The sequence below is a fragment of the Halobacteriovorax sp. BALOs_7 genome, assembly GCF_003612895.1.
Classification (GTDB): domain Bacteria; phylum Bdellovibrionota; class Bacteriovoracia; order Bacteriovoracales; family Bacteriovoracaceae; genus Halobacteriovorax_A; species Halobacteriovorax_A vibrionivorans.
In genome coordinates this window covers 1,357,415-1,370,954 of record NZ_CP027772.1, presented here as the reverse complement: position 1 = coordinate 1,370,954, position 13,540 = coordinate 1,357,415, and the positions used below count along the sequence as shown (strand labels likewise).

Here is a 13,540-nt window from a genome sequence, read left to right as displayed (position 1 = left end):
ACGTGATGAATTACCAGCAGCAATTTACTTCTATTATAAACATTCTACGGCCATATAGTGAAATATGGCAAAGAGAAGTTATTGATCAATTCCGTGCTGGAAAATTAGATCAAGTCTATCCTAAAGAGCTCATTGCACCACTACGAGAAATAACAGCTCAAGAACAATTCAAAGTTGATTGCAAAAGAATTTATGACTCACTTCCAGAATCAGACTTAAAAGATCTATTTAATTCACTAAAGAGCTTAGAAGAAGTTGAGGTCATTGATAAAGAGATGACGGCCGGAATTGAGAAGCTTCCAAGCTGGGCCTTTCACAAAGTTAAGGGAAAGAAGCAATACGAGATTCTAACTATTGCAAACTTCCTCACGAACTTACAAAAAAATAAAAAGATCAAATTTAAACATGTTGTTGATATTGGCGCAGGTGTAGGCCACCTTAGTAGAACTCTAGCCTACTACTTTGGCATGGATATGATCAGTCTTGATATAAATCCAGAGTTTCAAGAGATAGGGAAAAAGAGACTTGAAAAATTCCCTAAGCCGCAAGGTCACAAGAATGTCCAATTTATCAATCATGACTTTTCAGTCGATTTAGCAGATGAAAAGAATGAAGAAATCTTTTGCGATAATTCATTTTCACTAGGCCTTCATACTTGCGGGCCACTTGCTGTTAAACATATGCAGGTTGCAGCGAAACATCAAAGCAGTGGAATGCTAAATTTCGGTTGCTGCTATAATAAGCTTACACCTAAAAGTGATATTAACCTCTCAAACTTTGCCAAAGAAAATAATCCACTTGAGTTTGGACGCGATAGCTGCACTCTTGCGACCAGAGGTCATCAAAGTATGACCTATGAAGATTTTGAGCAAAAAAGAAAAGTTAAATACTATCGTTACTGCTTACAATTTTATATTGATGACATCTACGGACAAGACAAAGAAGTTATGCCTATTGGTGATGCACATAAAAGGCTTTATCTTGGTGACTTTGCAACCTATGCAAAATCAAAGTGCCACGAAAATAATATACCAATAAATTTTTCAGATGAAGAATTTGAAGAGTATTTAAAAAAGCATGAAGTTATTCTAGAGACATTATTTCTTTGCGATATTATTCGCTGGCAATTTGGACGAGCACTTGAGCTATACATCCTTATTGATCGTGTTATGATGTTACAAGAGATGAATAAAGAGGCCAAGCTTATGAGCTTCTTTGATGAAGAAGAATCACCTCGTAACATGGGAATCTGGTATTATGACAAAGAATAAGAAGTTCGCTCTTATAACAGGTGCCACAACTGGGATGGGTGAGGCCTTTGCTAATTACTTTGCAAGTGCTGGAATCAATCTCTACCTTCACGGCAGAAATAGCGAAAAACTAAGTGCAAACGCAAAGACCTATCAAGATAAGTATCACGTTGAATGCAAGGTTATAGTTAAAGACCTCATAGAAGATGATGCCAGCTCGTTTTTAATTAAAGAAGTAACAACTCCAATTAATTACCTCGTCAATAATGCAGGTTTTGGAGTAGCTGGTAAATATCAAGATACTGATATTGAAAAACAAATTGCCATGCAAAGAGTTCACGTTGAAGTACCCATGAGACTGACACATCACTTCTTAAAACAAGATGATCAATTACAGATTATTAACGTGGCCTCTCTTTATGCTTTCTTCCCTGTTCCTAGACAATGCATTTACGCTGCTTCAAAAAGCATGATTCACTCTTTTTCCCTTGCTCTTTATCGCGATCTCATTGGAACAAATAAAACTGTTATCTCTGTTTGCCCAGGACTCGTTTATACTCAATTTCGAATTAATCAAGGTAAACAAGAGAAAAAACACTTCTCAGGTATTTGGCCAAAACAGGTTGTTGAGGAAACATTGAATGCTCTTTCTAAACAATCACCATTTATTATTCCTGGCAGATTCAATAGAATTTTCAAGTCACTTTTAACGACGCTCCCCACAAAAGTGTCATTACGCATAATTGAGAGAGTTAACACGGGGCGCGGATACTAAATACTTTCTTACAATACCTGTCAGATCTAGTCAGAATTAAAAATGCACCTTAAAATGCCTTCACACAACACACACGATTATTCAAATAATTAATTTTATGAGGGACATAAATGCAAACTACCACAATCAATATTGATGAAATCAAATTAAATTCTCAGTACCTTAGAACAGAGACAGATGTAGAAACATTAAAGAATAGTATCGAAAGTATTGGACTAATTAATCCTCTCACAATTAATAAAGAAAACGAATTACTTGCAGGAGCAAGAAGATATACAGCTCTAAAAGAGCTAGGAATCACTGATATTCCAGTTCACGTTGTTGATAGAAAGAGCCTAGAGCAAGAACTTATCTCAATTGATGAAAACCTTGTTAGAAAGCCACTTGATAAACTTGAGTTTGAGAAGTGTCTTAACCGTGGTCGCGAAATCTATGAAGAATTAAATCCAACTGCTACAAAAATTGAAGTTGATAAAATCGCAACAACGACTGAAGAGAAGAAACTTGAAAAAGCTCAAGAAGAGCAAGATATGGACTCTTTTGCAGCTGTTACTGCCCAAAAAACAGGACTTTCTAAAAGCGTTATTAAAGGTGCAATCAAAAGAGACGCACTTGCTTCAGAACATGTTAAGAAGGCCCGTCGTCTTGGCCACTTAAATGCTAGCCAAACAAATGAGATCATTAAGCTTGATAAAGAAACACAAGAGAAGATCCTTCCAATGATTGCTGACAAAACAGTAAAGGAAGCAAAGCAAATTATCACAGCTGCAAAACGTGGTGGAATTGAAGAAGCAAATCAAGAAATTGAGACAATGATTCCACTTCCAAAAGAATATGCACATCTAAGAAACCTCTCTAAGAGACTAAATAAAAATCTAACGAGAATTCTTCTAGAAGAGCTAACTTATGAAGGTAAAGAAGCAGACTCAATCATGAAAGAGATGAGAAAACTGCAAGAAAACCTGAACCACTTTTTTAAAATGGGAACGACAGGTAGCATGACAAGCACTGAGTCAATTGATGATGATGAGCATTCAGAGTCAACTCCAGTAGTCTTAGAAGAAGGCGCACAAGAATTCACACCAGAATACACTCTTTAATAAACGTTTACCTCTGGTCAATGTCATCTTTTTTAGACAAAATAGACCAGAGGTAAATTTATGAAAAAACAAAACTCAAATCTCATTTTTATTTCCTGGATTGTTGCCATGATAGCAACAGTAGGAAGCTTATTCTTTAGTGTTATTATGGAATTCACTCCTTGTTCACTTTGTTGGTACCAAAGAGTGGCCATGTATCCCCTTGCTATAATTTTTCTCTTTGGCGTCTACGATGAAGAACACTATTGCATGAAAACAAGTATTCCTTTCACTGTCATTGGATGGGCCATTGCCGTTTATCACAATCTTCTTCAATGGGAAATTATACCAGAAAGTGCCTCACCTTGTTTAAGTGGAGTACCATGTTCAGCAAAATGGATAAATTGGTTTGGATTTATTTCCATTCCATTTCTATCACTTATGGCATTTACAATTTTACTAATAACTCTAGTAATATATTACAAAAATAAAAAATCAATGAGGACAACAAATGAATAAGAATTACAAAATCATCAGTGTTGTGATTGCTCTTATTGCAATCTTTGCTATCGCAACAACAGTTTACAAAAAACAACAAAGTAAGAAGCTTGGTATGCAAGCTAATGAAAATTATAAACTCTTTGTTCCAGACTATGCCCCATCAATGGGACCTGAAGATGCTCCTGTTACAATCGTAGAGTTTCTTGATCCAGAGTGTGAATCATGTCGCGCATTTTATCCATATGTTAAAAATGTTATGGCAAAGTACGAAGGACAAGTAAGACTTGTAGTTCGTTATGCGGCCTTTCACAAGAATTCAAGTTATGCCATTGCAATTCTAGAGGCAACGAGAAAGCAAGACAAATACTGGGAGACCCTTGGTGTCTTATTTAAAAGTCAACCAGCTTGGGGAAATCATCACAACCCAAGACCTGATCTCATCTGGAATTATCTTCCAACAATTGAGGGACTAGATATTGAAAAAGTAAAAGAAGATATGCACGATCCAAAATTCATGGAGATTGTAAAAAAAGACATGGAAGATGGAAAGAAACTTGGAGTACGTGGTACCCCTACTTTCTTTATCAATGGGAAGCCATTAAAGAATTTCAGTTACAACCAACTTGAACTACAAGTTAAGGAAGAGCTTGAAAAATAATGCATACCTTTGCTAACTCCCACTTTCTTAAAATCATAGAAGACAGTGGGAGTGCATCTCCTCAGAGAGGTTGGCATCCAGTTCACCTAACTAAAAATGACAACACTCTTATCTCATATGTAAAAGATCATAGTTACGGTGAGTATATATTTGATTGGGCCTGGGCCGACCTTTATTACAGAATGGGCCTTGAATATTACCCCAAACTCATTCATGCTATTCCTTTTACACCTGTTAATAATAGTAAATTCACAAAAGATCTTGATTCAGATCTTTTAAAAGAATCATTTGAGTTTTATCAAAACTCTCCTTTTTCAAGTGAGCACTATTATTTTACTGACAAGGAATACACACAATTAGAGGATTTAGGTTTCTTTAAACAAGTCACGACTCAATATCACTTCATAAATGAATATGACTCTTTTGAAGATTATCTTTCAAAACTAAGAAAGAATAAAAGAAAGAATATAAAGAAAGAAAGACGAACTTGTGATGCATACGAGCTCAAAATAGAGAAAGTAGACGCAAGAGATCTACAAATAGAAGAACTTAAGCAGATCTATGGAATCTATTTAACAACCATCGACAAGAAATCAGCCTACCCCTATTTAACGTTAGAGTTCTTTATTGGACTTAAAGAATTAGATAATTGCTTCTTCCACCTGGCCTATCTTGCAAGTAAAGAAGATGAGATTATTGCCATGGCAATGTTCTTTGAATCAGAGACAAAGCTTTATGGACGCTACTGGGGAATTCATCCTCTTTATCAAAGCAGTTTTGATTTTCTTCACTTTGAAATGTGTTATTACATGGGAATGGAATACACAATAGATAAAGGGCTTAGAATATTTGAGGCCGGCGCACAAGGAGAACAAAAACTTTACCGAGGATTTCGTCCAGTGGAAATTGAGTCCTGGCATCATTTAAAGAACACTCAGATTCACGAGGCTCTTAGACAACATGTACTAAACCAGAATAAACAAGTGCAACGTTATCATCAAAAACTAAATGAGCTTCTTCCCTTTGAAGTAGGTACGTCGATACTTTTGGCCTTTGACTAAAAGTATCGACGTACCTCAACATTTACCTAATCGTTATTTCAGAATCTTTATAATCAATATTTAAATCTTTAGATTCTAAGTCATGAGACATAATCTCTTTTGACAGCGGTCTAGTTACAAGTCGATTAAAAGTTGAGGCAAGTGGCCTTGCACCGTAATCTTCACTATAGCCTTGCTCGTTTAATCTCGCTCTTACACTATCAGAGATATTAACCTTCAGTTTACGTGCAAGAAGTCTCGAGTTTAATTCTTTGATCTGCTTATCAATTAGTGAATTCATAATTGAGCGATCAAGCGGATTATAGTCTAAGACTGCATCAAGACGGCCTAAAACTTCTGGCTTAAATGCATGCTCTACATTCTTAGCATTTGTTGTTAGAAGAATAATTGTGTTTTTAAAATCAATCGTTCTTCCTTTATTATCAGTTAGCCTCCCGTCATCAAGGATCTGGAGTAGAATATCTCCAAAGTCACGATGGGCCTTCTCGATTTCATCAAAAAGGATAACAGAGTAAGGGTGGCGTCTGATAGCTTCAGTTAAAACACCACCCTCTTCGTAGCCGACGTAACCAGGAGCGGCACCTATAAGCTTACTAACAGAGTGTTTTTCACTATATTCTGATAAATCAAAGCGAATTAAATTATCTTGTGTATCAAATAAGAATTCACACAATGCTTTTGCTGTTTCAGTTTTCCCAACACCACTTGGACCTTTTAACAAGAATGAGCCTAATGGACGAGATGGGTCTGTTAGTCCAGCATGAGAAGTAATGACAGTATCAGCAATTTCTTGTAATGCTTCATCTTGTCCAAAAACACGTGACTTTAAAAAGCCTTCAAGTTGAAGAATTTGAGATTGTCTCGACTTTAAGATCTTCTCAACAGGAATTCCCTTTTGTCTCGAGATAACCATTGCAATATCTTTAGTTGCAAGAATCCAGTCATGATGACAAGACTCTAACTCTTTTTCAATCTCAGGTAGTCTTGAATACTTAATCTCACTAGCTTTTTCATAGTCTTGATTTCTTTCTGCTGCTTCAAGTTCAAAAGTTAAACGGTCACGCTGATTCTTAAGTTCAGAGACTCTTTTAAGAGAGAGAACTTCATCTTCCCATTTTGCTTTTTGTTCATTGAACTTATCTTCAAGCTCTTTTATTTCAGAGCTCAGTTTTTCATTTTCCTTATCAATTTGAGCATTTACTTTCTTAGAGCGTATCTCTGCCTCTAGCTCTACTAACTTAGCAGGCATGGCCTCCGCTGAAAGCTTTAGAGCACTTGCAGCTTCATCCACAAGGTCGATGGCCTTATCTGGTAAATTCTTATCAGTTATATACTGATCAGAGAGTATCACTGAATTAAAGATGGCCTCATCAGAAATTTTAATACCATGGTGAATTTCAAGCTTATCGCGTATCCCCATTAAAATTTCAATGGCATCTTCTTTTGATGGCTCATTAACCGGTACAGCTCTAAATCTTCTCTCAAGAGCACTATCACCTAAGATATATTTCTGATATTCTTCATCAGTTGTAGCACCAATACAATTTAGCTCCCCTCTAGCAAGGGCCGGCTTTAGAAGGTTGGCCGCATCCATTGCACCATCAGTTTTACCTGCACCAACAAGTTGATGGATCTCATCAATGAAGAGAATCGAAGTGGCTGCATTCTTTTTAATATATTTTAAAAGCTTTTGTAGTCGCTCTTCAAACTCTCCGCGAAACTTAGTTCCGGCCATTAGAGCTCCCATATCAAGAGCATAAACAGTCTTTCCTTCTAATACATCTGCAACCTTGCCTTTAACAATCATCTCAGCAAGACCTTCAACAATAGCAGTCTTACCAACACCGGCAGGCCCTACAAGAACAGGGTTATTCTTTCCACGTCTTCCTAGGATCTCCATTACCGCACGAATTTCTTTTGAGCGGCCAATAACTGGATCAAGCTTACCTTCTTGTGCCATTTCATTAAGATTTGTTAAGAATGATGGCACTTCATCTTCCTCATCACCATCAAAGTTTTGAGAGAAAATTGTAGGATCAATATTCAAGCTTGGAAGAATCGTAATGATATTCTTTAGTAAATCTGTCTCTGAAATTTCCTGGCGTCCACTCTGTATTGCATTAGAAGATGCAAGAGTTAACCACTTACTGAGTCCAGCAGTCGGTCTTATATTATCAAGTGCCACTTCACTTGATGCCTGAGGAAGGCGATCAACTTCTGTCTTAATCTCTTTCAGTTTATTCTTAAGAGATCTTGAAGAGAAAGAAGATGGATTCTTCACTAGTCCATAGGCAAGGTGCCATTCGGATAGTTGAGTATTCTTCTTTTCCATAAGAAGAGTTTGGGCAATGTCCAAACTTCCTGCAACGATTGAATCGTACTTATTCATAAAAATCCTCCGCGTAAATTTTGGGCATAAACACCTAAAATTATGAGGTATTTTTCCCCTTCTATAAATAAGATGGGAGCTCATTTATAATTGTCAAGGTAACCAATTAATTTTTTTTCGTAATAAAAAGAGTGTTTATGTATAAAACTTTTATCCAATTTTTCCTTATACTTTTAACTATTTGCAAAGTTCAAGTGCTTGCAAATGAAATCGTCCCTCTCGACTTAAGTACACCTAGAGCGACAATGAATTACTATCTCAAGAATATGAAGGCCTATAAACTAGGAAACAACCTTGGGCTAGAATATGCCATAAAGACTTTTGATGGTAGTTATCTTCCGGAATCAGTTAGGGAAGTTAAACTTAAAGACTATGCTCAAACGTTGATAACGGTTCTTGATCGTATTGAATATATCGATGTAAAGAAAATCCCTAAGAAGCCTAATACAGATATTTGGTACTACCGCAAATCTAAGGTCCATGTTGATGGTGATGATCATCAAGTCGAAATTTCTTTACAGAAATTTGAAAGAGACGAGAAAATTGTTTGGCTCTTTACTGAAGAAACAACGAAATCACTATATCACTACGACTTATCACTTAGAGGAAAACAAACGGCCAAAGACGTTGTTTACAGTAAGTCCATAAAAGATCGACTTAAAGAGTATCTTCCTCCATGGACATTTCATCAAAGATTTCTTCTTTTAAATATCCATTGGATTCTATTAATTATAATTACTCTTATAAGCTTTGTTTTTGACCGTATTGTACGTCACTATATTGCAGTTAAAGCAATTTCAATCCTAAAAAAGAGAAATATAAGTTTTACTGAAAAACAACAAAACAGACTGACTGCACCTTTTGGAATTGTTACCTTTGTTTATATTTTTAAAACATTATGTACATGGATTGATTTACCGACTGATGCTCTTGTTCTTATCATAAAAGCCTGTGACATCATTTTTGCTGTCGCGATGATTATGATCTTAAACGAGCTACTAACGGTCATCTGTCTCTACCTAGAAGATAAGGCCCGTGATACTGAGAATAAATTCGATGATATTATTGTTCCCCTTGTAAGAAAAACTGCAAGATTCTTTATTTTTGCTGTTGGTATCATTTTCATTGGTGATGCACTAGAGCTGGATATGAAATCCATCCTAGCAGGTATGGGAATTGGTGGTATTGCTTTTGCTCTTGCAGCAAAGGATACAATTTCAAATCTCTTTGGTTCATTCACAGTATTATTTGATAATCCATTTACTATTGGTGACTGGGTTAAGATTAATGATGATATTGAAGGGATTGTAGAAGAAGTTGGAATGAGATCAACTCGTATTAGAACATTTTATAATTCAGTTTTATCTGTTCCAAATGGTACTCTTATCAATGCAAATATCGATAACCTTGGAAGACGTCGCTATCGTAGATTTAATACAAACTTAGGTATTGATTATGCTACTCCACCAGAAAAAATTGAAAACTTTTGTGAGAGTATAAGACAAATCATCATCGCTCATCCATTTACACGTAAGGATAACTTTCAAGTATATTTTAATGGAATGGGTGCAAGCTCTCTTAATATTCTTGTTTATATGTTCTGGGAAGTTCCATCATGGGATGACGAATTACATGAAAAACATAAATTTCTATTAGATATTTTAAAAGTTGCAAGAAAGCACGGTATTAACTTTGCCTTCCCTACTCAAACTCTACATGTACAAAAAGATCCAGGTGTTACTTATTCACCTGAAGAAGTTAATTTTGAGATGTCGAAACAAGTTGCTAAGTCTCTTGAAAATGAGCGTTGGCACGCACCAAATCGCTCATCTATTGATCGTTTAAAGTAATTCTATATTGGCCTTAGGGTTAAAACCTTAGGGCCAGATTTCTTAACTAAATCAAAATTAAAAATCTGATAACGATATTCATCATTAAAAAATCTTTCTCTTTGGTTGTCGTAGTATGGCGATAACATATGTCCAGAATTACCAAGAGGTAAGATACCATATGAAAGATCAACATTAGCAAAATCAACAAGGCGTCTCGTACTTGGCCCAGTCACGGGAGTGTGGCCCTTATTACATTTTACACGCCTGATATGGTTAATACTATTGATTGATCCATTTGCTTCATACGGCCCATGAGAGAAAATCTTTGCTAAGAATTTATTCTTTTCAAACGGATGAACGAATTTTAGTTTGTGAACACGGCCCCATCTCCATGTACCAATATCGGTCCCTAATTTTTCCTTTAACTTTGCAACTGACTCTTTAAATGCCATGGCCATAACATCAAAGCGTTCCTCGACTGGAGCAGTTTTTTCAATATCCCACCAAGCATCAAAAGGCCTATCAAGTAAACGATAATAAAAAGTCCAAGAATTTATGGCCTTACAATAATTAAGATAATTATCACCCATTTCATCCATCAACAGCCTTCTAATATTCATATTTACTTCATGAAATATTGTTGGGGCCACTTGATCATGACGCGAATGACCTTTCCACTGTGCTAACTTTTCCAACACCTGCTGTTCTAAGTTATTGAGCTTAACTCTTTTAGCAGATTTAATAATCATTTCTTGAATAATAGCATTATGACTACTAAAGCTAGCTGTTTGTACCATCTTCTGAGAGTCGATATCCCAATTCTTACGTAACTTAAGAGATTCGAGAATTGTGTTGTAGCGATTATCAGAATGCCAGCCACCACGATGATGAATCCCTTCCTTCATCGTTTTTGGTGCATCATTGGCCGAGACCACAAAACCATTTTCTGGATTTATCTCATGAGGCTTATCATCGAAATCATAAGCTCCTAAGATCTTACGATCAGCACTTTGTACAAGATCAGACTCATAAGGATGAGATCTATTATAGCTATCACCCATAACTAGGCGAGCTACATTTCCCTTGGCATCAGCATAGACAATATTAAGCCCAGGTGACTTAACAATACTTGTTGCTTTTTTAATCTCTTCAAAACTTTTAGCGCGGCCTAGCCCATAGAAGCCTTCAATTGGCTTATTACCTATTTGAAAAAAACTAAAGTGTGCTGCTATATTCTTTGAATCCTTATTTACTGTTTTTACAATTTCATCAACAATAGGGCCTTTTTCAGACCACTTAAGGTTAAAGTTAATAGGAGCCGAACCTTTTACTTTTATGACAGAATTTTCAACACGAACAATATCAAAGTCATCGTCTAGTTGATAAAGATCCACATCATCTGTATAGCTAATTGTTAATCCCCAACCGTGATTACGATTATGTCCCATTCCAGGGAAAGGAATCATTGGAAGAAAATGGCCATACATATGAAAACCTTCTTCTTCATTTTTAATATTGGCCTCATACCAAATATTAGGTGCTGAAAACTTAATATGTGGATCACTTGCTAAAATTGGCTTACCTGATCGAGTTTTATCCCCACTTATGGCCCATGCATTAGAGCCTGTGAAGGTACCAATCCCTTCAAGAAGATCATCGTAGTCAATAAATTGAGCTTCTACGACACGACGAAGACGATGAGATAAATCAACTTCATTATTTGCAAAGAGATATTTTAAATCACGGTGTTTTACGTCGGCCATGATTTGTTGATAAGCAATCTCATTTCTCATAAATGGAGAAAAGCTATAATTTAAATAGACAAAGACACCATAGATATCTTCTAGATTAATTTTCTTAGGCTTGATTCCAAGTATAAAATATTCAATCGGTCGAATGCTGTTTTTTAAGTAATAATTATAACCAGCGATAAATGATTCGAGATCTTTGCGAACGACAGGATCAAGATTTGTAAGAATATCGTTGCGTATATAGCTTGAATTGAGAGTTCTAAATAATTTATCAGCAGCAACTAAGTCAGGCCCAAGAATTTCAGAAAGTCGTCCTTGTCCTGCGCGAGCAATTAGCTCGTATTGAAAAGCTCTATCACTTGCCATTGAAAAGCCAAGTGCATAATTCATATCATGTCTTGTTTTAGCATCGATATGAACAACACCTTCGTGGTCACGATAGATTTGAACTTCATTATCGATATCACCAATTTTTAAACTTCCTTCCATAACTGGAAATGAGCCTAACAAGAGGAAGTATACGGTAGTTATTAATAAGAATACGGCCCCAAGTAGTGATAAGATAATTTTTTTCATAGTTAACTCTTAAATAGTTTTTTCTCTTTAACGTGATCAGCAACGACTTTTGGAAGCTTATCTTCCCAGCCTTTTTGATCTTTTTGAATCATTTCAATAACTGTACGAGACCAAATACCTGATGATTCGAAATCAAATCCCTCTAAATCAACGATGAGTCCATTATCTCTTAGGTATTTTACAAGATACTCAAGAGTTGGATCGTATTTAACATCAGAGAAGCCTAGACGATTATTTGCATCATTATCATCGGCACATGGATATAGAAATAATTTAGTATTAAGGCCAAATAACTCACCAAGACCACCTAAGATCCCATATGAAGTATCTTCATAGTGCTTGATATTTAGAATTTCGTTTAAGTTATATGTATTTGTAATAAACGCAATTTGGCTTTTAGAAATTGGCTGTAGGAATTGATTAAGCTCAAAGTATGAAGCAAAATTAGTAATAAGAACTTTTTGCTTAAGTTTTGTAAGTAGATCAACTCTTGCTAAGAAGTCTGCATTATCGATTGCAGAGCTTCGAGATAAAAGCTTTGACATCGAAATCTCAGATAACGTCACAACGTTTTCACATTTTTCAGTAGTACATAAATGTTCACGACCAACTTTAAGGGCATCTAAATTCCCTTTTGTCGGTGGCCTAAAAGATCCTCTAAGAACCACAAGAGGCTTTCGATAGAGATAATCCTTAATTTGAACAACACTTCCATTCTCATCAAACATAACTGCAGATGTGAATTTTCTTTTTACAAGTTCAAGAGAAAGTATTCTTGGATCAAGGCCTTCAAATGCAGGGCCACGTACATCAATCATATCAATCAACAAACGACTTGTAGAAAGGTTATCCATAAGAGATGAAACGAGTCTTGATGTATCATTTGAATTATAGAAACAGCTGTGAATCATATTCACACCTAAGAAACCAACGGCCTCTTGTTGCTGTAGGTTTTCTTGATCTAACATTTTAACGTGAAGAATAAGGTCAGAAGGCTGTGCTCCTGGAGCGTGTTGAAAACGAACACCTAACCAGCCATGACATTCACCTTTGCCAGAATAGCTCTTTGCGGCCACTGTATCGGCAAAGCAAAAGAACTTAGTTGAGTCATCGCGTGAGTCCTTTAGACGATCATATGTTTTTGAAAATTCAGTCTCAAGCATTTTATTCAAACGACCTAATGAAACATAACGCTTTGTCTCTTCAATCCCATAAATTGAATCAGAGATCTGCATATCATAGGCCGACATTGTCTTTGCAACAGTACCAGCAGCTCCACCTGCTCTAAAGAACTCTCTGGCCACTTCCTGACCTGCCCCAATTTCGGCAAAGCTTCCATAGACAGAGTTGTCGAGGTTAATTTGTAGTGCTTTTTGTTTTGCTGATAGAATCTGGCAAAAATCCATGTGTAATCTTCCTTAAACTTGGCTTAAATAATTGAAATCTTACTCATATAATACCAGTTTAAAACTTCAAATGGCAAAGTTAGGACACAAGAAATCAGCAATTGTGACAAAATAATTTATCCTAAAAGCAATAAAATGCGTTGGAATTGGCCAGTAATTCCCGTTATTTGGCAACCTTGCTAAAAATTGACATGGATTTGTCGATATGAACAATGAAAGGATGATACAATATCCTTAAGAAAGGAGATGGAACTATATGTGG

At 36.0% G+C, this 13,540-nt stretch carries 10 protein-coding genes; 7 read left to right on the top strand and 3 right to left on the bottom strand.

What is annotated here, in order from left to right; genetic code table 11:
- The first annotated feature begins 5 nt into the window (after positions 1-5).
- The 6 genes from BALOs_RS06665 to BALOs_RS06640 all read left to right on the top strand — a co-directional run bounded on the left by BALOs_RS06665 (position 6) and on the right by BALOs_RS06640 (position 5,324).
- Entirely contained in the window at positions 6-1,271 is a 1,266-nt protein-coding gene (locus BALOs_RS06665) for a methyltransferase (protein WP_162929588.1), read from the top strand.
- Positions 1,219-2,025, top strand: coding sequence for an SDR family oxidoreductase (locus tag BALOs_RS06660; protein WP_120404673.1), 807 nt, complete (start codon positions 1,219-1,221; stop codon positions 2,023-2,025). The genes BALOs_RS06665 and BALOs_RS06660 overlap by 53 nt, the downstream gene beginning before the upstream one ends.
- Positions 2,026-2,135: 110 nt before the next feature.
- Positions 2,136-3,125 (top strand): ParB/RepB/Spo0J family partition protein, encoded by a 990-nt coding sequence (locus BALOs_RS06655; RefSeq protein WP_120404672.1) that lies wholly within the window; start codon positions 2,136-2,138, stop codon positions 3,123-3,125.
- Between the two features lie 60 nt (positions 3,126-3,185).
- Positions 3,186-3,623 carry a disulfide oxidoreductase gene (locus BALOs_RS06650; RefSeq protein ID WP_115363862.1) on the top strand — a complete coding sequence of 146 codons (438 nt, stop codon included), beginning with the start codon at positions 3,186-3,188 and terminating at the stop codon, positions 3,621-3,623.
- Positions 3,616-4,263: a thioredoxin domain-containing protein gene (locus tag BALOs_RS06645; protein ID WP_233500286.1), complete on the top strand. Its 648-nt coding sequence runs from the start codon at positions 3,616-3,618 to the stop codon at positions 4,261-4,263. Before BALOs_RS06650 ends, BALOs_RS06645 begins: the two co-directional genes overlap by 8 nt.
- Complete coding sequence (locus BALOs_RS06640) at positions 4,263-5,324, top strand: peptidogalycan biosysnthesis protein (RefSeq protein WP_120404671.1); 1,062 nt, start codon at positions 4,263-4,265, stop codon at positions 5,322-5,324. Before BALOs_RS06645 ends, BALOs_RS06640 begins: the two co-directional genes overlap by 1 nt.
- Before the next feature lie 22 nt (positions 5,325-5,346).
- On the opposite strand, the gene BALOs_RS06635 is transcribed toward BALOs_RS06640, so the two are convergent.
- On the bottom strand, positions 5,347-7,713 hold the full coding sequence (locus BALOs_RS06635; RefSeq protein ID WP_115363866.1) for an ATP-dependent Clp protease ATP-binding subunit: 2,367 nt from the start codon (positions 7,711-7,713) through the stop codon (positions 5,347-5,349).
- 245 nt (positions 7,714-7,958) lie between these two features.
- Between BALOs_RS06635 and BALOs_RS06630 the strand changes: the two genes are divergently transcribed.
- A complete protein-coding gene (locus BALOs_RS06630; RefSeq protein WP_158536929.1) occupies positions 7,959-9,563 on the top strand; it encodes a mechanosensitive ion channel family protein in 1,605 nt (534 codons plus the stop codon).
- A gap of 2 nt (positions 9,564-9,565) precedes the next feature.
- Here BALOs_RS06630 and BALOs_RS06625 read toward each other — a convergent pair whose 3' ends face one another.
- Positions 9,566-11,872 carry a penicillin acylase family protein gene (locus BALOs_RS06625; protein ID WP_120404670.1) on the bottom strand — a complete coding sequence of 769 codons (2,307 nt, stop codon included), beginning with the start codon at positions 11,870-11,872 and terminating at the stop codon, positions 9,566-9,568.
- Between the two features lie 2 nt (positions 11,873-11,874).
- On the bottom strand, positions 11,875-13,278 hold the full coding sequence (locus tag BALOs_RS06620; protein WP_120404669.1) for a TonB-dependent receptor: 1,404 nt from the start codon (positions 13,276-13,278) through the stop codon (positions 11,875-11,877).
- Positions 13,279-13,540: the final 262 nt, after the last annotated feature.

Bases quoted from the DNA above. Each gene is read 5' to 3' on its own strand.
- BALOs_RS06665 (WP_162929588.1), top strand. From the start codon at position 6: ATGAATTACCAGCAGCAATTTACTTCTATTATAAACATTCTACGGCCA.
- BALOs_RS06660 (WP_120404673.1), top strand. From the start codon at position 1,219: ATGAAGAAGAATCACCTCGTAACATGGGAATCTGGTATTATGACAAAG.
- BALOs_RS06655 (WP_120404672.1), top strand. From the start codon at position 2,136: ATGCAAACTACCACAATCAATATTGATGAAATCAAATTAAATTCTCAG.
- BALOs_RS06650 (WP_115363862.1), top strand. From the start codon at position 3,186: ATGAAAAAACAAAACTCAAATCTCATTTTTATTTCCTGGATTGTTGCC.
- BALOs_RS06645 (WP_233500286.1), top strand. From the start codon at position 3,616: ATGAATAAGAATTACAAAATCATCAGTGTTGTGATTGCTCTTATTGCA.
- BALOs_RS06640 (WP_120404671.1), top strand. From the start codon at position 4,263: ATGCATACCTTTGCTAACTCCCACTTTCTTAAAATCATAGAAGACAGT.
- BALOs_RS06635 (WP_115363866.1), bottom strand. From the start codon at position 7,713: ATGAATAAGTACGATTCAATCGTTGCAGGAAGTTTGGACATTGCCCAA.
- BALOs_RS06630 (WP_158536929.1), top strand. From the start codon at position 7,959: ATGAATTACTATCTCAAGAATATGAAGGCCTATAAACTAGGAAACAAC.
- BALOs_RS06625 (WP_120404670.1), bottom strand. From the start codon at position 11,872: ATGAAAAAAATTATCTTATCACTACTTGGGGCCGTATTCTTATTAATA.
- BALOs_RS06620 (WP_120404669.1), bottom strand. From the start codon at position 13,278: ATGGATTTTTGCCAGATTCTATCAGCAAAACAAAAAGCACTACAAATT.